This is a genomic window from Paenibacillus apiarius, assembly GCF_017052585.1.
Taxonomy (GTDB): Bacteria; Bacillota; Bacilli; order Paenibacillales; family Paenibacillaceae; genus Paenibacillus_B; species Paenibacillus_B apiarius.
Genome location: NZ_JAFFHZ010000001.1, coordinates 3,294,575 through 3,318,663, shown reverse-complemented (window position 1 = coordinate 3,318,663; position 24,089 = coordinate 3,294,575). Strand labels below are relative to the sequence as shown.

15 protein-coding genes are annotated in these 24,089 nt (G+C 41.8%); 6 read left to right on the top strand and 9 right to left on the bottom strand.

The features are described 5' to 3' along the window. Positions 1-36 precede the first annotated feature (36 nt). Genes JSQ80_RS14935 through JSQ80_RS14915 form a run of 5 tightly spaced genes read right to left on the bottom strand, consistent with a single transcriptional unit; the run spans position 37 to position 8,910 of the window. A complete protein-coding gene (locus tag JSQ80_RS14935) occupies positions 37-1,455 on the bottom strand; it encodes a DUF2399 domain-containing protein (protein ID WP_206095832.1) in 1,419 nt (472 codons plus the stop codon). 36 nt (positions 1,456-1,491) lie between these two features. Continuing rightward, positions 1,492-5,622, bottom strand: coding sequence for a TIGR02680 family protein (locus JSQ80_RS14930; RefSeq protein ID WP_206095831.1), 4,131 nt, complete (start codon positions 5,620-5,622; stop codon positions 1,492-1,494). A gap of 12 nt (positions 5,623-5,634) precedes the next feature. Beyond that, positions 5,635-6,873, bottom strand: coding sequence for a TIGR02678 family protein (locus tag JSQ80_RS14925; protein WP_206095830.1), 1,239 nt, complete (start codon positions 6,871-6,873; stop codon positions 5,635-5,637). 20 nt (positions 6,874-6,893) lie between these two features. Then, positions 6,894-8,441 (bottom strand): TIGR02677 family protein, encoded by a 1,548-nt coding sequence (locus tag JSQ80_RS14920; RefSeq protein ID WP_087434507.1) that lies wholly within the window; start codon positions 8,439-8,441, stop codon positions 6,894-6,896. A 31-nt stretch (positions 8,442-8,472) separates the two neighbouring features. Further along, positions 8,473-8,910, bottom strand: a complete 438-nt coding sequence (locus JSQ80_RS14915; RefSeq protein WP_087434506.1) for a nucleotide-binding protein — start codon at positions 8,908-8,910, stop codon at positions 8,473-8,475. A 178-nt stretch (positions 8,911-9,088) separates the two neighbouring features. Here JSQ80_RS14915 and JSQ80_RS14910 point away from each other — a divergent pair, with 178 nt between their 5' ends. Further along, positions 9,089-9,544 carry an IS1 family transposase gene (locus JSQ80_RS14910; protein WP_206095829.1) on the top strand — a complete coding sequence of 152 codons (456 nt, stop codon included), beginning with the start codon at positions 9,089-9,091 and terminating at the stop codon, positions 9,542-9,544. 223 nt (positions 9,545-9,767) lie between these two features. Here JSQ80_RS14910 and JSQ80_RS14905 read toward each other — a convergent pair whose 3' ends face one another. The 4 genes from JSQ80_RS14905 to JSQ80_RS14890 all read right to left on the bottom strand — a co-directional run bounded on the left by JSQ80_RS14905 (position 9,768) and on the right by JSQ80_RS14890 (position 16,845). Then, the gene (locus JSQ80_RS14905) at positions 9,768-10,751 is read right to left on the bottom strand and encodes a restriction endonuclease (protein ID WP_087434504.1); all 984 of its coding nucleotides are present in this window, start codon (positions 10,749-10,751) and stop codon (positions 9,768-9,770) included. A 98-nt stretch (positions 10,752-10,849) separates the two neighbouring features. After that, positions 10,850-14,197, bottom strand: a complete 3,348-nt coding sequence (locus tag JSQ80_RS14900) for a DEAD/DEAH box helicase family protein (RefSeq protein ID WP_206095828.1) — start codon at positions 14,195-14,197, stop codon at positions 10,850-10,852. A 31-nt stretch (positions 14,198-14,228) separates the two neighbouring features. Then, a complete protein-coding gene (locus tag JSQ80_RS29750; RefSeq protein ID WP_206095827.1) occupies positions 14,229-15,386 on the bottom strand; it encodes a restriction endonuclease subunit S in 1,158 nt (385 codons plus the stop codon). Continuing rightward, on the bottom strand, positions 15,379-16,845 hold the full coding sequence (locus JSQ80_RS14890) for a type I restriction-modification system subunit M (protein WP_206095826.1): 1,467 nt from the start codon (positions 16,843-16,845) through the stop codon (positions 15,379-15,381). Before JSQ80_RS14890 ends, JSQ80_RS29750 begins: the two co-directional genes overlap by 8 nt. A 699-nt stretch (positions 16,846-17,544) precedes the next feature. Here JSQ80_RS14890 and JSQ80_RS14885 point away from each other — a divergent pair. The 5 genes from JSQ80_RS14885 to JSQ80_RS14865 all read left to right on the top strand — a co-directional run bounded on the left by JSQ80_RS14885 (position 17,545) and on the right by JSQ80_RS14865 (position 24,068). Continuing rightward, a complete protein-coding gene (locus JSQ80_RS14885; RefSeq protein WP_206095825.1) occupies positions 17,545-18,567 on the top strand; it encodes an ABC transporter substrate-binding protein in 1,023 nt (340 codons plus the stop codon). A 107-nt stretch (positions 18,568-18,674) separates the two neighbouring features. Further along, positions 18,675-19,781, top strand: a complete 1,107-nt coding sequence (locus JSQ80_RS14880; RefSeq protein ID WP_206095824.1) for an ABC transporter ATP-binding protein — start codon at positions 18,675-18,677, stop codon at positions 19,779-19,781. Beyond that, positions 19,778-21,433 carry an ABC transporter permease gene (locus JSQ80_RS14875; RefSeq protein WP_087434498.1) on the top strand — a complete coding sequence of 552 codons (1,656 nt, stop codon included), beginning with the start codon at positions 19,778-19,780 and terminating at the stop codon, positions 21,431-21,433. Before JSQ80_RS14880 ends, JSQ80_RS14875 begins: the two co-directional genes overlap by 4 nt. 153 nt (positions 21,434-21,586) lie before the next feature. Continuing rightward, positions 21,587-23,287 (top strand): sensor histidine kinase, encoded by a 1,701-nt coding sequence (locus JSQ80_RS14870; RefSeq protein ID WP_206095823.1) that lies wholly within the window; start codon positions 21,587-21,589, stop codon positions 23,285-23,287. After that, on the top strand, positions 23,280-24,068 hold the full coding sequence (locus JSQ80_RS14865; protein WP_206097611.1) for a response regulator transcription factor: 789 nt from the start codon (positions 23,280-23,282) through the stop codon (positions 24,066-24,068). The genes JSQ80_RS14870 and JSQ80_RS14865 overlap by 8 nt, the downstream gene beginning before the upstream one ends. Positions 24,069-24,089 lie beyond the last annotated feature (21 nt).

Sequence of the window (24,089 nt, the reverse complement as noted above, 5' to 3'; positions counted from 1 at the left end):
ACTTCGCCCACTCTCTTACCCGTTAGATCCAACTATTCAAACCACTTTCTTTAGTGCTCCACTCACTACCTCTATCCAATCTTCCTTTAGCTCTCCGACTGTTGATTCCTGATACACTTTCACCCCGGCTTCAGCCATTGTTTTGGCTAGATCACCTTCGATACTAAGAAATATTTTCTTGTCTTTCATTGATAGAGGTAAACTATCAGGATCAATATATTGTCGGTACATATCTGAGTCCATTCGAAAAACATTAACCTTACCTTGTATTAATTCTTCCATCCCTACAAGCATCTGTACCCCTGGCAAATCAAAATCCCCCGAATAAAAGATCTCACAATCTGGATTCGCATCAAGACTTCTTCTTATAAAATATTTAGTGGCACTACGTGCCTGCCCAGACGTACAAATAAGCGGTGGACTATCGCCTGAAAGTTGTTCAAATGAGTAACCGTTAATATCAAGAAAATGTAATGTTTCATCTACCAAAAAGGAAAATACAGATGGATTTTCAAGAATATATAAGGCAGAATATTTAGGCCAATCCTCACGCGACTCAATCTCTCGCAAGTTTAATGTCCTTGGGGATGTACCATAAATAAAAGATGATGCAAAAACATGTGATATAGAACTTATATCGTCATCCATAAGTCCAAAGGTACGATAAATTTGTCTACGTTTCATGAACTCGGGTACAATTAAGTATTCATTAGATGCTATTTCCCCAGTTCTTATCTTTTGAGCATAAATATCCTCTAGCGCTGCTAATAGCAATCTTCCAGCAGGAAATTTCAAGTCAAATCTATGAGGATCTTGGGTTACGAAATTAGAGAATATTGGAATCCTCACATTTTGTGTACAAATTTTTAATTTTTCTCTAAGTTCATTATTATTATAAAATAAATACCACAATGCTTTCACACAATAAAAAAGATCGTCATCTCCTGCTCCACCATTACGCAGCACACCCTTTAAAATTTGATATCCCGGAGCACTTCCTGCTTTTAGGCGTTCATACCAATTGAATATTTTTCGACTCAAAATTCCATTATATAAAACCGATTTACAATCGTGCTCAAATCGCTTGTTAACCCGTTCGAACAACTCTATCCATTGCATGTCTTTCAATTCCCGTTGTTCGGATTTGGTTAACAGTTGTTGCTCATACAGCACTTCATATAAATCTGGAATATTCAGTTTATAGCCTAACTCTAATTCTTCAGAAAATATTTTCAAAGGCACCACAAGTTCAGTATGAGGACGAATTAATCGCTTTACCCGATTACCGAAATAATGTTGTAACCTGTCCGCTTCAGCATCTGAACGAACTACTATTTTCGCATTCCCACGTATTCCATTCTGCCCCTGATATTTTTTAAATACAGCATTGAGCAGATTGCCTAAGAGTGGATCGCTATAGTATTGCTTGGCTGTTTTAAGATATCCAATCTCCATTGCTGACTTCCCTCACTTCACTTATCCGCCTAGATGTTAGTTTTCAATAAGCACTTTGCTTTTTCCGTTCCAACGGTAATGAAATAACGTCACTACGTTAATATCTTTTGGTCTATAAATTTCATAAATAGCCAATCGCGGCACTGTATCATAACAGCCCCATAATACTTGTGACGTCATCATATAATCGAACCCCATATCCGTAAGCAAATGGAACATGTCTCGCATATTAGCGTCATCTACACCAGCAAAAGCTTCATCCAACGAAATAATTTTAGGCGCGTCTGCACTTGCATCACTATACCGGGAATAAGTAGCAGCAAACAAAGGGATATACATGGCCATCGCTTTTTCGCCACCGCTTAATACGTTGAATTTTGCATCCGTCAATTCTCGGTACCCGGTCTGATCGCCTTTACGATAATGAAGTTTGAACTCAAACCAGGAGCGATAGTCGAGCAAATTATATATATATCTGCGCAAAGCCCCTTGCTCTTCTTCGGAGTACTGTTTGGCCTGTAATATTCGCTTTCGAAAATGCTCAATAATTAGTTCAATTTCTTCATCTTCCATCCGATGGGCATCGCGAAGTAGCAGCTCGACTAACGACTCTGTATCAAGTTCAGACTCTGTTGTCGGGGCTTTGGCTTCCCACACCAAGGACAATTGCAATCCGCTTGATGTGTCACGCTGACTCATTAGAGCCTTCATTCGATCTACCCAATCTCGGGCGCGATGTATACGGTGTCGAATGGCCTTACCGACACTGCCTATAATAATTTCTTCATATAACTGTCGATCTTTCTCAGTCAGCAACGTACGCTGCTCATCTCGCTGCTTAATTAGTTCATCCAGAAGCATTGACGGGGTCATGGGATTCATTCGATCGCGCTTTGACGTAATCACCATTCTCCCTGATGATAAAAAATCCATTTCGACCACATAGTCTCGCAAGTTATTGCGAACCGCGTTATATTCCAGTTGAAGCTCATTTCCAATACGCTCTTTCGTTCTAGTTCCGAACTGTGAACCATACTCTTTCTTTATTTGCCGACATATTTTTGGAATCTCGTTTTCATCAGTCAATTGATCTAAAGCCTCTTTCCACTTAGGAACAAGAGCAAGTTGCACTTCACCCTTCCACAACTCTACAGTATGATAAAATTGAGTTTGGCAGTCATTTAATTGCTCTAAAAATATATTGAAAGTTGTTTCTTTTCCAGATAAGCCTGCAATTAATTTTTCTTTTTTCTCATGTAACGTATCAATACGATTCAAGAGAGTTATTTTTTCTTGTTTTAATGTCACTATTTGCTCATGAACCTTTTGAAGACCCATCTCCACCATCAGATTTTTGAGCTGACCAACTTGTGCAGTATACTTTTCTTTCTTTTCTTCAATTATTTTTCGTTGAAATTCATCTTCTTCTATTTCTAGCAACAGATTAGCTTGTTGATCGACTTGCTTGGATTGGTATTGGGAAATTTCACTGTAACGCAACCAAGATGACTTCAACGCTGAAATACGGCTACGATAATTCATACACAAGTCAAGTGCTTCACTAATCTGCTTTTCTCCCTTTAGTAAAGACCAATTTGCCGTTTGTTCAGCTAGTTTTAACTGGAGTCCCCTTAATAGAGCCATCTTTTCTTTGTACCATAATTCGACTTTTTGCTCTTGATTCATAATTTCTGTTAAACGGTAAGAAAACTGAATGAAAATATCGATTTGAACTTGCAGTTCTTTATCATCAGGGAAAGATTCTAGCTCCGTCTTTAGAGCTCGGTTGTTCTCCTCTAACATTGTTAGCTGCTCATCTATATCGGAGATTTTGTTTACTAACTGCTGTAAATCCGCTTCCAATTGGGCCATCGCCAATTGCTTGGTACGTAATCTCGTCTCTTTGCCAATGTACTCTGCGCGTAACTTTGAAAAGCCCTGACCTGTTAAAGCTCCCAAGCGAAAGGTGCCATCCCCTATAACAAGACTTTCCTTATCAATCTGTGTATTTTCTCCCTCTCTCGCCCAACCTATACTCTTTAAAGCCGCCTGAATATCTTTATCAGACAAACCGCTCTCCTGAGAAGGCGTAGCTTGCAGCATATTGGCAAGCGTCATCTCATGCAGTGAATTTGTAGGTTCAATCCATACTTCCTCACCCTCTTCTTGATCCAATACCGATACTTTTCCCCCTGGAAAAATCCATGCATCCAACAAACCTACTTGTTCTAATGTTTCCTCCAAGCGGGCCTGCTCATCCTCTGTTAACACATCATTAAATTCACAGACCGCAAAGAGAGGAGCACCTATGCCTTTTTTTCTTTGCCCACGCGTAGCCTTTCTTTTCTCTGTCCGCTTCGGCTCAGGCTCCTTAGTCGATCTCCACTGTTCCTGCTCCAGTTCAAGGTTATGGCAATCATCTAGCAATACTTTCTTGTGGTGCTGTAATTGAAGCCCTTGTTCCAATAACTCTTGGTTTCTATGTTCATAAGCTTGAACAGCTGCTTGACGAACCCGATCATACTGGCGATCCTTGGCGGTTAGTAAAGACAGTGCCCGTAAAGAATCTCGTAACCCTTCTCCATCTACAGGCAACTGATGTAATCCTTGTTGCCAGCGAACCAAATTTTCTCTAATCTTCTCCTTTTCGATTTCCAATCGGCTATCTTGTGCTGCTTGCTCATCCTCAGCGATACTACGTTCACGATGTATTTCTCCTAATCGAATTTCTGCTTCGGATGCCGCTCGAAAAGCTTCTCTTTCCTCACGTGCAATTTTCAGGGCAACTACCAGGTTTTCCTTATGGCGCTCAAGATCTTTGAGCCAATTATGCGCCCATTGCTGATCCTCCGGTATTCCCCGCGTCCATGCTCTGTGATAAATATCATGTTCTCCAAACTCGATTGTTCGTGCAAGATCTTCAAGTTCTTCTACTGTTTCATGTTGTTCTTGAACTATTAAATTTAATTTTCCCTCTGCTTGCTCAATCTCCTGTTCAACCTGATTAAGAGCACTAACGTTTTTATTCTTTCTTTTTCTGATATCACCCAACTGTCCTAATGTTTCTTTTAGTTGTTCCTCTGCTCTTTCCAACTCTCTTTGCTTTTCGATCACTTCACTCCGATTTAAAATATCTAATTCAACTTCTACCGTTCCTAGTTTTGTCTTGTCCTGCTCCATACTTGCGATAATATTAAATTGTTCATTTTTAAGGGCAAGAACTTGTCCTCTTAATTCGGCAACCTGTTTTTCTAATTGAGCACATACTTCAGAATTGGTTAATACCTCCTCTGAATGTAGATTCAACAAAAAACGGTTATACTCATTGTACTTCTCATTCACTTTTCCGAGTTCATCCACATGAATGCGAAGCTCTTCTAATTGATCCGTGATTTGATCCATATCCTCTATTACGTCTGATAAAGGCCCTAACTCTTCTTCCTTTAATGGCGGTAAGGCTTTCGTCAAAATTTCATACATCGATGAAGGTTTAAAATCTTTAGATAACTTAGGACTTCGCAACTCCAGCAAAAGTTTCAGCAAATCTTTAAAGGAATCAGGATCTTGAAAACCAAACAAAGCTTTATTAACCATCTCTCTGTAGCTGCTTTGTTCCTGCACCACCTGTCCGCCTGAATCAATCTGATCGGTTAACTCTTTCCGATTCAGAGGAACTTTATTCCCTTGTTCCAACCACAGCTTGTAATCATATAACCAAAAGTCCTGATTGACTCTCCGCCCATCCTCTAACAAAAAACCCCAAAACCCTAATTGGGCCGCGCCACGACGTGCCCTAATCCCAATGCCAATTGTTTTATATATCTTCTTGTGCGGATGATAAAATTCTAGCCACAAGTAACCCGTTCGATCCGTATGCCCCTTCTCCTCGTCACCAAGCAAATAATATTCCAGTTTGCGATCACGAGAGCCGAAAGGATCAAGACGTTCCGGTCTCTTATCTCCATCAAGAACCAATGGAATAAAACTTTGCATCGTAACCGACTTCCCCGATCCATTAGTGCCTCTTAAGATCATTCTGCCTTCCTCGAAATGAAACTCTTCCTCATCGTAATACCAGAAATTAAGAACGCCTGCCCGGCTCATCTGCCATCGATCTACCGTGTTCAAAAGCGTCTTTTCTTCTTTCAGATTTATTTCCAATACCAAGACATGTCCCCCCTATATATCCAATTCCACTGTTCCGTACTGAGCCATCCATTTTCCGGCTGCTGCATTTAACACAAAAAAAGTCTCATCTTCCCATTCTCCAAATCCCCATTCCATCAAATGATCGAATACTTGCTGCGCCAGTTGTGTGGACTTCATTTTCCGATGATCATTGGTCCAATACTCTCCATACTCCTCTTTCAGTCTAATGAGTATGCGCTCCATTTCATGTTTCGTAAGGCGTACCCTTCCATTCTGTTCCGACTCCTTTTCAAAAGTAGAGACTACCTCCTGTCGCACCTGTCCAAGCACAAGCAACGTTATATCAGAGATAGAAGATAAAGTTGGAAACACTTCCGCTTCTGTCATCGTTTCTGGTTCAAAAAAGAGGACACCTTCGCGATACTTACTCCCCTCCCAACCAAACATTGTCTTTAAATGTTTGATTATATGATTCTTTTGGCCATGAAAATAAAGCTGCTCCTCCTGCCATTGATCATCCATTACAACTGGTTCAAGTAAATATCGACGATAAAGGCGATGTTTTCGTTTTCGATTTAATTCATCTACGCCTTCTCCATAATTGATCGTGTCTCTAAGTTCTGTCATATCTGTATAACTCGTCAGTTCGGTAGGAAAATTTCGCAATACATATCGCACGTAAGCGCTGCACTCGTATAGGACATTATGTTTTTCAACATCTGAATCCGAATGTGAAGCCCAATCCGATTCTTGTCCATCCACTGCCCGTATCACATGTATACTTTTCAATTTTTTTAGTGCCCTTGCCATAGACAATCGATGAAAATAGTTGCGCCAATCTATTTCCATACCTTGCTCTAACATGTAATCACGCACTTCTTTTACCAGATCGGTTAATAGAAATTGCTCGCGTTCTGTCTTCGCCTCTAAAAACCACAAACTATAGGTGAACAATGCATAGTCTAGTGGTTCGCGAAACTCTTGAAAACCCATCCATGGATATGCAACTACCGGGACCTTCTCCAATTTGGCGATCTTCCTATTGACAACAAGCGAATAACCAGCATAATTCATGAACCAATCTTTTAACTCTGCATACTGTTCTTTAATCCAGTAGTACAATTGAGGATCATTCTCTTTCGCAATCCATGGACGGTTCAACAAAGCATTCATGCACTGTTTTTTTCTATCAGAGAGTTCTTCCCTATCTACGATGTTCGTTCTTCTTCTCTTGGTCTTATTCAACTTTCCTATTTTAATCGTTTCCATCCTAATTACCCCCAGACTTCTTAAAGTGTTGTTTCACTGGTATCCATCCATTGGAGCAAATCATCCCAGCTATGTTGTTCCACTACCTGAAACGTGAAACTATAGTTTAACAACTCCAGCTCACCGTCCTCACACAACAGGCTCGCACGCTCTTTGTTCACAGGTCGAATCAATTGGATACGAACGCCTTCAGAAGTCTGAATAGCTAAATTTGACGAAGCATTACAGCGGCTAATCCAACCCAATATTTGCAATCTTGACGTCGTAGAGATTTCCCCAAGATGCGAGATACTCGTCTCTCCCTTATCTACCATCTGAATTAAAAATTGCAGTTCCTGTTTATGCCGCCGGATAAACTCGGCCCTTAGAAGCTCTTTATCCCTTGTGTTATCAATAACAGCCTCCGTGTCGTGACGCTCATGTTTCTTCCTACTTCGAGATCGCAACGTTTTCATAATAGGCATTTCTATCCATATCGACATTCCTTGGCTATCCGATTCTCTCGTATCCTCGCCCTGTAAATGACGTGTGGGAAATAGCCCGAAGGCATAGGCAGCTAACTGATGTGCCGTTTCCAAGCTCTCCAACCGATAGAACCACTGTCCTAAATAATCCAATTCCCGTATTCTGCTAATATTGGAACGTTTTCTTTCTTGAATGCGCAATGCGCTGCGAACCATCTTCACAATGGCTTCTTTCGTAGCTCGTTCTAATAACGACAGTTCACTCGGAGAACCATTCTTACCAAGAAACCACCGATGTAGTATATTCCATTTATCTGATAGCTCAGTAAAATATTGCTCTTTCGTTATTGTTTCCTCCAACTTCGGAATATTCCATTCATCTTCTACCACGGCATGTAGGAAGATATCCCGTACATAATGCGATATTTTGGTTAGATTACCTTCGATTTTATAAGAACGTCGCTGCAAGGCATGTATAAAATCCTTCAAATAATGAGTAATCGCGTCTTTATATAATAAAAAAGCATCTGTGACCATTAGCTCTTCCGCCGTTCCCGTCTGAAGACTAGCTATATAATCCACTGATGCTTCATGCAACTTCTGAAATGAATCGTACACTAGATTCCACAACTCAAGTGCTTCTCCTGGTTGATAAATATCTGATCGTTCTCTAATTTTGAATAATGAATCTGCAATCGTATCAAATAATGTAGGCTCCAGAGATCCTCCATAGCCCCGAACCGTTTCCAAACTTTCAAGTAAGCGTTCAATTTCGATAGAATAAGGGGTTAGTAAATACTGATACTTCTTCCGTAAATACTCTTCCACAGAAACGGCTCTTTCCCCATAATGTCGCGACGACAGGTTGCCCCATTCCACTAATTGTTCCAAATCAATCTGACATTGATCGAGCGTATAGTTTTTGTGTAAATTCCACTCCATTATCCCATCATATATTTGTTCAGGTTTAAGCCAATAGTTCAACTTTTGATACTGCTGATAAAGATAACGCATAATGGCACGATATCGAATCACGTTGTCTGCATTAACGTACTTTAATTCGGATACTCCACGCAAGGATTGTAAATTCGGAATTTTACTCAAGATAACCTCCTGTAGTTACAAAATAAAAAAGTTAATTGATTTTATCTGAATTCAGTGACCTTAACCACATAACTATTTCGCTCTCTGCCCGAAATTCTTTATCAAGGCTGCAATATATGAGTCCCTGTAAGTCTGATGGCATTTTAGGCCTTCCTCTCTTGCAAATAATGGTTTTTCCTCGTCCTAAGGTCGCAGCAAAAAGAGTATATTCCATCGATACGTTATCTCGCGGTTGTTTAACATACTCATTTCTATACCAAACGGGATCATCCTCATTAAAAATTAGAACTGCAGCATTAACTTGCTTGCTGATCTCTATTAAGCTATCTAACATGTAGTTCCCTAACGGAAAAAGTCCTTCTTTTTTCCATGAAACCGGTGTATGACCTTCTTCTTCTATCAGAATTGCTATTTTTCTGAGATCATCTAACGATTCGGCAGAACCCGAACTTCCAAGGAAAACCTTCATTTATCGCGACTCCTCTCGATTTGAATAAAGAAACAAGCAATTATTCCCATATTACAAGATCAAAATCTATTTGCCTAGCCCTGACACATGTACATGGGACATATTTGTAGTAAATTGTGGTTTAGAAGTGAAAAAGATGATATATTATTCAAATCATATACCAGGAGGTAAAATAAGGATGAGCACATTAAAGGATATACAATCTGCTTTGAGTAATTGTGTGGAGCTAGACGAAAGAGGTCTAAAAGAGCTTCAAAAGATTTTGTGTACCAAACTTAAATCTGTAAAAGAAAAGTTACACTCCATTTCTAAGAATGCTCAGACTTCTTACCCCGATTGCCCTGACTGCCATTCCAGCAACATAAAAGCTCATGCAAAAAATCCAGTTCCACGTTTTTTTTGTGTAGATTGCAAGATAACTTATACCAAAGACAGGCAGCCACTCTACTATAGAAGAAAAAACCGTGACAAAATTATTGACCTTATCGTCGCTATTTATACAACTGACAAAAGCATTACAAATATCATTGAGCAGCTCGGTATATCAATAAAAACTTATTATGAGTGGAGAAAGCAAATTTTATCATTTTTCCCTCAACTACAAGACAAATTCAAAAATAGACGCAAAAAGTAGCTAACCTCTGGCTTTGACCTATATTTTGAGTATTATTTATGGACTTATGATAATTGCTTTTTAATTTTTATCTCTCCACAATTAACTACTAGTATTAATTAACCTAAATAATCCCGTTGAATGTTTTTTGTGAATTCAAAAATAAAGGAGCAGACCACCTCCTTAAAGGCTTAGTCTGCTCCCATAAATGATAAGACAAATTAATAGATAATATTCCAAGTAATTAAACAGGCCAATATATTTTCTTTAAAGGCACCAATGTTCGAGTCTCCGAATCAAATTGATCATAGTATTGGATAACCAGCTCAACTAAAAAACCCAGATCTATTAAAGACAAAGGGTGGTTAGATCTATCTGCTTCATATTTTGCCTCTTTAGTAAAGCCACCTGTAGAAACGTAAATACCACGATCTCCCGAGCGAAGTCCCCCAGTAAAGCTACGTATCTCATTAGCGCCCATTTGACCAGAACGGTGCTTCACTTCAACAATAATTCTAGGTTCTTCTAACCCTAAGCCATCTGGCGAAGCTAGAATATCTCTCCCTCGATCCGGCCCTCTGGGAGAGATATGAGTCTTATATCCCATCCCTCTAAGTATACCCGCAACTAACTCCTGCATCTGTTCCCAATCAAGATTAACAATTTTATCTTTAATAAACTCTTTGGATTTCTCCATAACATCTTCTTTAATGAGATCCAGTTCAGCCGCTTCCTCTTCCTGTGGACTCGGCTTTTTGCCTAACTGGTCATATATTTCTTTTCTCACCCCATCAGGTATAGAGAAAATCGTCATAATCGATCCTAACGTGTTTCTAGCACCAGCAGATAATGAATCCCGCGATACAGTGCTTTGCCAAACAACTTTACGAACATGAGGGCTATCTGTAATAATGTCCGGGTTGTAAGTATAACCTGAAGTGATATTACCGATGTAATAAAGACGCTCTTCAGGATCGTAGGTTATTACTTCATCATTTACCTGAAATTCAGAGACAAATCTATAAATTTGTCCTGCAGTAATATTGACCTTACCGTCTTTATATTCTGGATAATTAGATTTCAGCAATGTCTTGATGTCTTGAAGCGAGGTTACATTGCTAATATCCTTTAACTCTCCCCAGCCAATTGCTATTGCCTGTTTATCTTTGAACTCATGAATCAGATAGGCTCCCTCACCAGCACGAACCAACCACATTTTCTTAGACATTTGTCACCTCTATGAATGGAGTATGGTTTGCCATAATAACAGACTTACCAGGGATACAAGAAAATCACCTAGCCTGAGTTACAAACATTCCTATGAACTCAACCAATTACAGTAATCGCATTCTCCTTAATCTGAGTAACAACTTGCACAAGCTGCTTCTGCCTTGTCCCATCGAATAACTTGATAAAGCTTTGCGGTTTATCAAAGGGTGGCTTCACTAGATCTGAAACGTCCTCCAAATAACCATTTTGGACAATATAGTCAATGATCTTACGAACAAATACGATCTGCGACTGATTCAGGGATTGATCATTAATAAAGTCAGAAAACGCTTCGTTGGCTGCTTCTAATTCCAGCTTTGCAATTTTACGTACCAGCAACCCGAATGGTGTATCTTGATACTCCCGTTGATAATCCTCAGCGGATCCAAGTTCATTCGTAAATATTCGCTCTAAACTTTCATAGTCCAGCGCAGTCATCGGAATATTATTACGAAGTTTATGTATGGCAAGAGTATCCCGGTTCTGTTCGATATAGCGGTTGACCTTGAGTTTGTAATCTTCAAAATCATACGCTTGGTACATCGGCTTTCCTTCTTTGACACTAGTCACTTCATCCATAAGATTCGTATATATTGGGCTTTCTCCACCTTCATCAACCAGAAACTTCACGAGATCACGGAGTTCTACACGAATCTTCTCAAAGCTGGTAATATTGACATCAGTCCAAAAGTCTTCCGAAGCAATGGTACTCAGAATTGATAGTTTATCTTTGACTTGCGGAATAGTCGCACGTTTTGATAATTGTATCGCTACATCCATCAACTGTTTTTTTCCTCTTTTGAATTGCGATGTCCCTTCAATTAAAGCAATCATCAAGCCGTACATGAAATTGTCAAAACGCTTCGCATGCTCATCCGTATCCTCCATAAAGACGAGGGGCGCGATATGGTCTACTAATTGACGCTGCTCCGTATCCGATAAACAAATGAAAGCTACTGGTTCCTTGTACTTCTCAATATGTTGCAATTGTAGTTTTACCGAGACCAACTCAGTATTAAGTTCGCAGACTTGAGTGAGTACGATATCCACAAGGGATGCGCGAATCGATTGATGAGCATCGTCGATGAAGGATGCTGTCTGCAAATGTTGAATTAATCGCACACGCTTCGCGAATATCGCTTCCGATAGACTCTGAGATTCACTCCCCATGAGCCCTTCCTTATGTTGCCGGAAGAATTCGAAGTTTCCCAGATAGTCGAATATGACAAATGTGGTCTTATCCTGTCCTTCACCAAACAAATTCTTACAAAGCCTTGTCCCACGACCAATCATTTGCCAGAATTTCGTCTTCGATCGAATCCGTTTGAAGAATACGAGGTTCACGATTTGAGGCACATCAATTCCTGTGTCTAACATATCGACAGATACCACAATATGAGGATCTTTATCAGCTACCTTGAACTCATCGATGGAACTCTGCGCGTAATTGTCTGATGATACGATGCGTTTAGCAAATGTTCCTGCGTATTGCGGATACAGCTTATCAAATCGTTTTAGGATATAATCCGCATGTTTCTTATTCTGAGCAAAAATGATCGTCTTACCAAGTCTATCCCCGCCTGCCACCTTGATTCCTTTGGTCATCAAATCTTCTAACACCATATCCACTGTCGATTGGTTAAATATAAATTCATTCACAGCAGGAGAAGGAATAAAGTCCGGTATAGCACCGTCTTCATCGGCAAAATCTTCTTCATAACGCGCCCGATCTTCTGGTGACAATTTATCGTATGTAATGCCTTCTTCTAAAAATCGAGTCGTTACTTCGATATTATGATAAGGAACCAAGACATGATCTTGTTCTACCGCCGTTTCATATGGATAAGCATATGTAGGCACTCCACTTTCCAACTCAAAAAAATCATAGGTGTTCCGATCTACTTCGGTCTTAGGTGTTGCGGTCAATCCGACGACAATGCCATCAAAGTATTCAAAAATAGCGCGATACTTCTTGAAAATACTACGATGCGCCTCATCCACAATTACTAGATCAAAGTGTCCAGGTGTAAATAGCCGTTTACCGTCATCCTGACGCGCCGTATCAATCGCATTCAACATTGTTGGATAGGTGGAAAACACAATACGAGCATTCTTGTCATCTTTATTGCTTAGCAAGTTACACAGAGACATATCGGGAAGATGGTTCTTGAAGTCATCCTTCGCTTGCTTCACCAGCGCCGTCCGATCAGCCAAGAACAGAATATTCGTTACATATCCACCTCGGGATAGTACATCCGTTAAGCTAGAGGCCGTTCGTGTCTTGCCCGTCCCTGTTGCCATAACTAACAACGCCCGACGATGACCGGTCTCAATACTCTCACATACCGCCCGTATGGCTTCTTTCTGATAGTAGCGATCTGTTATTTTATCATCGATGACGATTTCACTTAACGTTTTACGTTCCCGACGTCGATGCATAAGCTTCTCCAGATCCGACTTCGAGAACATACCACTAACCTTCCGCTGGGGTGAAGTCTTATCATCCCACAGATAGGTTTCAAATCCATTCGTAATAAACATTATCGGGCGACGTCCTGTCATCCGCTCCAGACAATCCGCATAGAGCTTCGCTTGTTGAGTACCCACTTTCGGATCTTTTGATGTCCGTTTTGCTTCAATAACAGCAAGCGGCAATCCATCTTTGCCGTATAGTACATAGTCTGCGAATCCTTTGTCCTGCGAGTTCGGCATACCGAACAACTCTACTTCTTCACGAGCATCATCACCTAGTATCCAACCTAGCAATTTCAGATCCACATCAATATATTTTTTCCGTGTATTATACTCGGAGAGATCTTCTGGTGCAAAATGGCGTTCTTCCTTATGCAGTGCTTTATCTGCCGTAAGCCGATCGCTCATGGCCGCAATTTGAGCTCGCAATGCCTCAATCTCGGAATCTTTTTGCTCAATCAAACTATCTTTCTCTTTGATTTTCGCCTCATCAAGTATAACTTTCTCTTTAGGAATACTAGATTCTGTAAATATACGTTCCTCGTAATTAGCACCATAGCAGTAATCAAGCCATTGTACAAATTCGAATAAAGATGCAAGCGCCAAAACCGCATCGCTACGACTAACCGCTTTATCTGTATGAACGGCTAGATTATCCAACTTAATAATGTATGGCAACTTGCCCCATGTCTGCGTTTCCATTGCAAATCGGAAAGTAGGTTCATGGATTAACGATTGCAGATTATCCTTATACGGCATAGTGATTGTATTATCTGCGGCATAAACCCATTTCACCGCTAACTCGAACGCCTTCCGGCTCCCCACCGCCGACATGGCCGGTGAGGTCGCCAGTACACGTTCGGCCTCGATACAAGCATTCGCAAACATTTTATATTCCGCTTGGTCTTGCAAGAAATCAAAGTTTGCCGACATGATGTTCACCTCGATGTTAGTGGTTGATCATTTACTCGAAATACTCGCTCATTAGACTATCAAACAGGTATTGCGTTTCATCAATCGCCTTCTGAACGAGAGCTTTCTGCTCTTCGATCTTGGTGACCCGGGCGGCGAATTGTTTTTGGAGTGGGAGGGGTGGAAGTGATATCCGCATCTCCCTTAATACAGATAAATTAATTTGCTTTAATGTAGCCCCTTTTGTGTTTTCACGAATAAACCTTTGGCCTATTCCAGATTTTAGATATTCATTAAGAAAAATCCTATTAATAAGACTGTTATTTTGTCGGATAACCGCTATTCCTCTTGTCACATTCATTCCCATATGCTTTTGATCAGTGAGAGCAGTTTCCCCAGTAGTGCCCCTAACAGTAATCAAAATTTCATTTCCATTTAAACGTGTCTTTTTGTATGGTTCTTCAACATCTGGTGGGATTCGCTTAATATTGGTCATGGAAATAGTACCATGATTAATATCAATTGGACGAAGTATTCCAATCCCTTTTCCTATATCTTCACCTGGTTGGACAATTCCGTATGACAATCCGGATCCCTCAACAATCAACTCTATTAAAGACTTTTCAATATATATATTATTTTCCCCAAACATCTCATAAAAAATTGATTTAATAAGGTTATCCAACTCAGCAAGCTGTTGTTTGCGCATGGCAAGCAATACAGCGGCTGTGTTTAAGGTTTTGGCGATTTGTTTTTGTGTTTCAAGGGGGGGGAGTGGGATTTCAATTTGTTCAACAATCGATTTGGAAATTTCTTTAAATGTTGCTCCTCTTCCCATTGAATTTAATAAAGCTGTTTTCCCTCTTAGAAACCAAAATAAGTACATATTATGAATCTCATCTGAACAGATGAGATTCTTAAATCCTTGATTACAATACATCTCCGTACCGGCTATCGCTACTTTACCAATTGGAGCCCTTGATGAGAGCAGCACTGTTCCAACAGGTAACAATTTTAGATTTGCCTCTTTAATTGCCTTTTTTGTTATCTTTCTTTCAGTATGAGTAATGATAACGGTATTCTCAGATATTTCAGCTGGTGTTACCCAATTATAATTTCCATTCCAATATTCATCTACTGAAGTCTTAGGTGTTGAACCTGAAACAACCGTAGCTACTTCACCTAATTTTTGCACCCTCACCTTACTCACCCAACATCCCCCTTAACTCCTCCATCTTGGAAGCAATGTTCAGGTTCAATTCATCCAGGCGATTCATAATTACCTCAGGAGCATCGTACTCGATCTTTTCATACACAATCTCTTTATACCGATTAATCGATAGGTCATAATCTTTCTCGGCAATCGCAGACTTGTCTACCAAGAAGCTTTGTTCTGTCGGTTTACGATCTGTCTCACCCGCAAGGTTGTGGAATCGAGCGAGAATATCGGGAATATCATTTTCATCAATCTGTGAACGCTTATCATCCAAGGAGAAGCCGTCCGCTTTCATATCATAGAACCAGACCTTATCAGTTCCGCCGGCACCTGTCTTCGTGAAAATCACAATCGCCGTACTTACACCTGCATAAGGCTTAAACACACCACTCGGCAAGGAAATAACCGCTTGTAATTGATGATTCTCCACCAGTTCTTTACGCAATGATTTATGCGCTTTTGTCGTTCCGAACAATACACCATCCGGCACAATACATGCACAGCGACCACCTTTACGAAGAAGGCGCAAGAAGAGTGCCACAAACAAGAGCTCTGTTTTTTTCGTATCACAAATCGTCTTTAGATTATCATGAATGCTCTCCGCATCCACTGTACCTGTAAACGGCGGATTGGCAAGAATCATGTCATATGCTGAAGCAATGTCGTTCTGCTTCGATACGCTATCCACATAATCAATATGCGGTTGATTAATCGAATGCAACATTAAGTTCATTGCCGAGAGACGAAGCATCGTACGGTCTGTATCGAATCCCGAGAACATCTCTCCTGCAAAATGCTCCCATTGTTCACTCGTCATACTCGCTTCATATGTTTCACGAATATATTCCGCCGAGGAGATCAAGAAACCTGCCGTCCCGCATGCAGGGTCACAAATTTTATCATCAGGCGTTGGCGCGAGTAGACGCACCATCATATCTCGAATATGCTTCGGTGTACGGAACTGACCATTTTGTCCTGAAGTTGCAAGCTTGCCAAGCATGTACTCATAGAGATCACCTTGCATGTCTAAGTCTTTAATGTCGTGCTCATACAATTCATCTAAACCCGTAATGATCTTCTGCAGTACTTGCGGTGTCGGGATCAAAAACATCGCATCTTGCATATATCGTGAAAAGGCTGTCATATTCTCGCCATTCATCTCTTTAATAAAAGGAAATACTTTCGTTCCCACAATTTCATAAATCTCGCGAGGATCCTTCGTCTTGAATTTGCTCCAACGCATGTCCTGTCCTTCTTCATCTTGCGGAAAAATTTTGGATGCTACACCACCCAGTGCCTCGAAGCTCTCATTCTCCAATTCCTTCTCATCGAGAGAACGAATGAACATCAAATACGTAAGTTGTTCAATAACCGTCAACGGGTTACTAATGCCGCCCGCCCACATATCGGTCCATATTTTATCTACTTTGTTGCGAATTTCTCCTGTTAGCATGCTTCTTCCCCTATCTCGAGTTCAAAGTTCTAAAAAGTTCTGCCAAATCGTACATGACTAGCACTTTACTACTACCTATTTTCAATTCATTATACACTATTAAATCTTGCTAGATATGAGCAAGCTACCTCTATGTATCCCATCATATCGTCTTGGGAACGGCACTTGCAGCTTTCTTCATTCCGGATACCTTGTTATTTGCAGACTCTGTTACATCCCTCATCATCATTTCAATGTGTATAATGTTTTGTTTTCACAAATATATCCCCAAATACTTCCTTATATCTATCTAGTGCATCACTATTACTTTCAATATATAAGTCTTCATAGATAGAATGTGATCCATCATTTAACCATGACAATAATGATCGGCAAATTATTTTTAATTCATCTCAAAATCATCAATGTCCATATTTCCAAAAAACTTAAAATAATTCTCAAGAATTCTTCTCGTTCCCTCAACAATTTTCCACAGATATATACATGATTCTACAGAACTATCCACACATCCTTCTAATGGACTACCTTTTAACCAACCTATAGTGATAGGTTCTTTTTCAATTGAAACATCAAACCAGACTACCAAAAATCACTTGCGAATTTTAGACAATGTTTTCGGATTGTGGGATTCTGTAAGCGGTACCAACACTGCTACAATAAACATGCAACGAAAATGAACTCAGTTCAGGGGGAATAAAAATGAAAAGGTTTTCTATGTTGCTGATAGCTTGCATGCTGGTTGTGGGAGCGCTAAGCGGTTGTGGAAATAGTGAGTCGGATTCAGCTTCATCAAATAAACTCGTCATCTACAGTCCGAACAGCGAAGAAATCATCAAGACCATCATTCCAATGTTCGAAAAGAAAACAGGGATTACGGTTGAGCTTGTAACGGCTGGAACGGGCGAAATTTTTAAGCGTTTACAGTCGGAAAAACAAAATCCTTACGCTGACGTAATGTTCGGCGGTTCCATGGCGGGTTTCCGTGAACATGCCGACCTCTACGAGCCTTACGTATCACCTGAAGACCAATATTTAATTGAAGGTCATCGCAATACGACGGGCTTCGCTACTCCTTATATTTCAGATGGAAGCGTGCTCCTCGTGAACAAGAACTTGATCGGCGATATCAAAATTGAAAGCTATGAAGATTTGCTGAATCCAAAGCTGAAAGGAAAAATCGCTTCTGCCGACCCGGCAAGCTCCAGCTCCGCCTTCGCTCAGCTTACCAATATGCTGAAAGCAATGGGCGGCGACTACGAGAATCCGAAAGGCTGGGACTATGTTAGCAAATTGATTCAGAATCTGGACGGTAAAATTGCAAGCGGTTCCGGTGCCGTTCACAAGAGTGTCGCTGACGGTGAATATGTTGTTGGCTTAACTTACGAAGACCCTTCTAGCACGTATGTCAGAAACGGTGCGCCTGTAGAAGTCGTGTATCCGAAAGAAGGCGCCGTATTCCTGGATGCAGCATCCGCTGTTATTAAAGACGCACCGCATATGGACAATGCCAAGAAGTTCATCGACTTCATTCTTTCAAAAGAAGCGCAAGACGCGTTCGGCACGCAGTTGACGAACCGTCCGCTTCGCATAGATACGAAGCTTGGGGACTACATGACGCCATATGCCGACATCAACATGATTGATGAAGATACGGACTATGTAAGTGAGCACAAATCCGAAATCATCGAGCAATACATCTCTCTGTTCACAAGCATCAAATAATTTATAATAGCGTGTCAAAAAGTCCGGTTTTCAGCGAGTTACCTTCTGCCGTGCTTCGTGATCAAAAACGGACTTTTTGACTACCTCTAAAAGGTTAGGTGACAACAATGAGCGTGACAATAACGATAAAAGACCTAGTAAAAAAATATGGCGATACCACCGTCATTCCTGAGTTGTCCCTGGAGATTAAGAAGGGTGAATTTTTCACCCTTCTCGGTCCTTCGGGATGCGGCAAGACAACGCTGCTGCGCATGATTGCCGGCTTCAACAGCATTGAAGGCGGAACGATTAATTTTAACGAGCGTGTCATTAATCAGGTCGAACCGGGTAAGCGGAATATCGGGATGGTGTTCCAGAGCTATGCCATCTTCCCTCACCTAACGGTTAAAGGAAATATCGCGTTCGGGCTGGAGAATCGCAAATTATCCAAAGCTGAGATTAACTCCAAAGTGGAAGATATTTTAAAAGTCGTGCAAATCGAACAATACAAGGATCGCATGCCGAAGAACCTGTCCGGCGGCCAGCAGCAGCGCGTTGCGCTAGCCAGAGCGATTGTCATCCGCCCGGATGTCCTCCTGATGGACGAACCGCTATCCAATCTGGATGCCAAGCTGCGGGTCGACATGCGGAACGCGATCAAAGACATTCAACGAGAAGTCGGCATTACAACCGTATACGTCACGCATGATCAGGAAGAAGCGATGGCCGTGTCCGATCGCATTGCGGTTATGAAATCAGGCGTCATCCAGCATCTGGGCACGCCACAAGAAATCTACCAACGTCCTGCGAATGTATTCGTTGCTACCTTTATCGGCCGCACGAACATTATCGAAGGAAGCGTAACGCGTCAAGGAAGCAGCTATAATGTACATTTCGGTTCAAGCTATTCCGAAGAACTTTCTAACATTCAATTGCCGGCATCGAATAAGCAAGCTGAAGTTAACGTCAAAATTTCGGTTCGACCTGAGGAATTCATCATCACCGATGAACAAACCGGCATGAAGGCAACCATTGTGCACAGCGTATTTTTAGGGCAGAACACGCATTACTTTGTCGATTTGGAATCCGGTCAACGCGTTGAAATTACGCAGGAATCGAAAACCGCACAAATACTAGAACCTGGCCAAATCATTTATCTGAAAGTGAAGACGGATAAAATCAATGTGTACGATGCTGCAGGTGAATTGAACTACACAAGGGGCGGTCAACTATGAAGGGGACACGCAAACGATTTGACGTCTGGACTAACATTTCGTTCCTGATCTTTGCTTTCTATATTTTGTTCCTGGCCCTGCCTTTATTTACGATGCTGTTCAAAAGCTTTTACAACGGCACGACAGGCGACTTTTCACTCGCCTATTTCACGAAGTTCTTCAGTAAGCCTTACTATACCAATGCACTATTCAACAGTATAAAAGTAACCGTCTGTGTAACCGCCCTTGCGGCTATCATTGCAACACCGCTTGCCTATATCATGGCTACCGTTAAGATTAAAGGGAATTCAACCATTCGGATATTGATCCTGCTCTCGTCGATGTCGGCTCCGTTCATTGGAGCTTACTCCTGGATCTTGCTGTTAGGCAGAAGCGGCGTCATTACCAAGTTCGTAAGCAATGTATTTGGAATTACGATGCCTGACATATATGGCTTTACGGGTATTTTGGTGGTATTGACCCTGCAAATGGTGCCTCTCATCTTCATGTACGTATCGGGAGCACTTAAGAATGTCGACCAATCGCTGATGGAAGCTGCAGAAAGCATGGGCTATAAGGGCTTCGGCAAAATGCGCAAAGTGCTGCTCCCGCTCATTACGCCAACCTTGCTCGCTGGCGGTCTGCTCGTATTCATGCGCGCACTCGCCGATTTCGGTACGCCGATGCTGATTGGCGAAGGATTCAAGACAGTCCCTGTATTGATCTTTAACGAATTCATCAGTGAGGTCGGCGGCGATGACGGCTTTGCGGCCGCAATCAGCGTCATTGTCGTATTGTTCGCAACCGCGATCTTCCTGCTGCAAAAATTCGTGGCCAATCGCAAAGCCTTCACGATGAGCGCGCTGCACCCGATTGAAGCCAAGAAGAAAAAAGGAATCGGCAACATAGCAGCACATGCGGTCATCTATCTGTATACGTTAATCGCGCTTTTGCCGCAGCTATATGTCATCTATACTTCTTTCCTGAAATCGAACGGCCGAATCTTTGTTGACGGATTCTCGCTGCAAAGCTATCGGGATGCCTTCAATAATATCGGCGGCGTCATTACGAACACGTTCTTCCTAGCCATCGTGTCGCTGGTCGTCATTATCCTGCTCGCGATTCTGATCGCTTATGTAACCGTTCGCAGAAAGAATGCTTTAACGAACACGCTGGATATTTTCACGATGTTCCCTTATATCGTGCCTGGCTCCATTCTAGGGATTGCCTTGTTGATTACGTTCAACAATAAGCCGCTGGCAATAAGCGGAACCGCACTCATCATGATCATCTCGTTCGTCATTCGGCGTCTGCCTTATACGATTCGATCGAGTGCAGCCATTCTGCATCAGATTAACGATGGGATTGAAGAAGCAGCCATCAGCCTGGGAGCTTCCCAGATGAAGACATTCTTCAAGATTACCCTGCCGATGATGCTGGCGGGCGTGGTGTCCGGTGCAATATTGAGCTGGATTACCATCATTACCGAACTAAGTACCTCTATCATCTTATATACAGGCAAGACGAAAACCGTTACGGTTGCCATTTATACCGAGGTCATTCGCGGGAACTATGGCGTTGCCGCAGCACTGTCCACGATTCTTACCGTCATTACGGTCGTATCGCTGCTCGTCTTCCTTCGATTATCCGGACAAAAAGAAGTCTCACTTTAAGAGGTCTCTTTTGAACACGTAATTTAATAGATTCATCTACAACCAAGTCGGTACCTCCAGCATGAGGGCCGGCTTGGTTGTATTTGGATTATCTCTGTCAACTGCAAGTCAGTATAATAGTGTTGAAAGGGCTTACTATAGGTGGAGGGCGACATGGAACAGAAAAAGATTCGTAACTTCAAGGAATCAACCCGTCACTTATTTCGACTCTATACGGTGATTCCATTTTCCATTTTAATCGTATTATTTTTCATCTTCACCATCATTAACGGAAGAATGAACTTGACTCAAAAAACAACGGAGGCGGCCCAGTCCATCAGCCAGTCCATGGCAGAGGTATTTCGACAATACAACGAAGAAATCAATCGGATGGCCGTCTCGCCTGCTGTGATGAACTATATGACTACGCATTTGGGCAGTGAACATGTGTACTCCGAATTCTATGAATTCAACAGTCATCAGAAGGTCAAGAGTATCTTCCATATCGTCGATACGAATGGCATCTTCCGGGCTAGCTCCGACTCGCCGGATGCGCTGTATTCCAACTTTGCCTTCAGCAATCTCATTAACCGGATTAAGCAGAGACCGAACGACACACTGACCGAAATGAACAGCTTCCGTTACTCGCATGATCGCGATACGAGCTATACGTTCGGCAAAGCGATTGTCAAGGACAAGCAAACGATAGGCTATATCGTCTATCAACTGTATGAATCCGACATGCAGAAGCTTATTTTTGAACAAAACAATGAAATTGCGATGATCACCGACGAACATAACACGATCATTGCCACGACCAGCAATGTCACCAAGGGCGTGCTGAACAAATTCAGCCCCAAGCTCGACGATCAAGGACATGTTTTGTTGAACGATGGCACGTACTACATGTATTCCAAGCGCATACCGGGCACACCCATTGAAGTGATCACGCTCAACTCCTACAAGTCCGAGCAATACACCTACTATACGGTGTCTATCTTTGTCCTTGCTGCCAGCGTGCTGTTATGGGTCATCATTCATTTCCTGTCGAACAAAATGTCTGCCCGCAATTCCGAATCGATCGATAAATTAATTCTTGCTTTGGCACAGCTGCGCCAAGGGAATTTCAATGGCTATGTCGACATCCAGACGAATGACGAGTTCGAGATTCTCGGCGATGAGTATAATGCGATGCTTGATCGGTTAAAGGAATTGATGGCGAAAAATAAAGAGCTGTCCGAGCTCCGTACGATTATCGAAGTGAAGCAGCTGCAATCGCAGTTCCATCCGCATTTTATATTCAACGTGCTGGAAACCTTGCGCTATGCGATTAAGATTGACGCGAATCAAGCGCAGGACATCGTCATGATTCTATCGAGACTGCTTCGATACAGTATCGGGAATGATCGCAGCGTCCAGCTGAAGGATGACATGAATTATGTGCGGGATTATTTGAAGCTGCAGCACATTCGGTTCAATGAACGGCTGGAGTACCGCATTTCAGTAGCGGAGGAAACCCAGGATGTGTATGTTCCAAAGCTTTTGCTACAGCCAATAATTGAAAACGCTATCAAGTACGGCTATCAGAACCAAAGCAATGTGCTTATTGAAATCCGGATCTACCCTTCTGCCGGGAAGCTGATGCTGGAGGTGTGCGACAACGGGCAAGGCATGGATGAGGAAACGTTGCAGAAGGTAAACCAAATCTTGCAAAGCCAAAATAACACGACACAGCATATCGGGCTATATAACGTCCATCGCCGTTTAATACTTCTCTATGGCGAGGAATCCGGCATCCACATCGACAGCACGCAAGGAAAAGGCACCTGTGTGACACTGACAATTCCTTACGAAGGGAGTGGAAATGATGTTTAAAGTTCTGCTTGTTGAAGACGAAGATATGATCCGCAGGGGAATACGATTCAGCATTGATTGGCTGAAATACGATTGTATCGTGATTGAAGAAGGGCTTAACGGACAGGATGGCTATGAAAAAATCTGCGAGCTTGAGCCGGATATTGTCATTACGGATATCAACATGCCGATTATGGATGGCATCTCCATGATTCGAGAGGGACTGCAGAAGCATACCTTTAGCAGCATTATCATCTCGGGCTATAATGAATTTCATCTCGCCAAGCAAGCATTACAGTTAGGCGTGACGGAGTTTCTGGTGAAGCCATTAGAGGATGAGCAATTGATTGCAGCACTGGAATCTGCCAAAGCAAAAGTCGATCTCATACGCAAATATGAAATCATCTCCAATCATCCGCAAGAAAAAGAAGAGATTCTGAACAGCAAATTTTTAGAGAAAGAAACGAAGACATCGAAATATGTGTCCCAAATGATCGCCTATGTACAGGAGAATTATGCGAAAAAAATCAGCATCCATGACCTTGTGGATCAGCTTGACTTAAGCGCCTATTACTTGAATCAGAAATTCAAGGCAGAGACAAGCTATACGTTCAATGAGTTTCTCAACCGCTATCGTATCCACAAGTCGATGGATTTACTGAAATCTGGCGATAACAAAGTATATACGATTGCGCAGGATATCGGATTTAGCGACTACAAGTACTTTATTAGCATCTTCAAAAAGTACGCCCACGTCACGCCAAGCCAGTATCAAGAATATTTCGGAGATAAGAACGCTTAGCATCGTAACTCATGCAGAGAA

Coding starts and splice junctions, on each gene's coding strand:
- JSQ80_RS14890 (WP_206095826.1), bottom strand. CDS start 16,845: ATGCTAACAGGAGAAATTCGCAACAAAGTAGATAAAATATGGACCGAT.
- JSQ80_RS14875 (WP_087434498.1), top strand. CDS start 19,778: ATGAAGGGGACACGCAAACGATTTGACGTCTGGACTAACATTTCGTTC.
- JSQ80_RS14905 (WP_087434504.1), bottom strand. CDS start 10,751: ATGTCTAAGAAAATGTGGTTGGTTCGTGCTGGTGAGGGAGCCTATCTG.
- JSQ80_RS14870 (WP_206095823.1), top strand. CDS start 21,587: ATGGAACAGAAAAAGATTCGTAACTTCAAGGAATCAACCCGTCACTTA.
- JSQ80_RS14900 (WP_206095828.1), bottom strand. CDS start 14,197: ATGTCGGCAAACTTTGATTTCTTGCAAGACCAAGCGGAATATAAAATG.
- JSQ80_RS14935 (WP_206095832.1), bottom strand. CDS start 1,455: ATGGAGATTGGATATCTTAAAACAGCCAAGCAATACTATAGCGATCCA.
- JSQ80_RS14865 (WP_206097611.1), top strand. CDS start 23,280: ATGTTTAAAGTTCTGCTTGTTGAAGACGAAGATATGATCCGCAGGGGA.
- JSQ80_RS14880 (WP_206095824.1), top strand. CDS start 18,675: ATGAGCGTGACAATAACGATAAAAGACCTAGTAAAAAAATATGGCGAT.
- JSQ80_RS14910 (WP_206095829.1), top strand. CDS start 9,089: ATGAGCACATTAAAGGATATACAATCTGCTTTGAGTAATTGTGTGGAG.
- JSQ80_RS14915 (WP_087434506.1), bottom strand. CDS start 8,910: ATGAAGGTTTTCCTTGGAAGTTCGGGTTCTGCCGAATCGTTAGATGAT.
- JSQ80_RS14925 (WP_206095830.1), bottom strand. CDS start 6,873: ATGGAAACGATTAAAATAGGAAAGTTGAATAAGACCAAGAGAAGAAGA.
- JSQ80_RS14885 (WP_206095825.1), top strand. CDS start 17,545: ATGAAAAGGTTTTCTATGTTGCTGATAGCTTGCATGCTGGTTGTGGGA.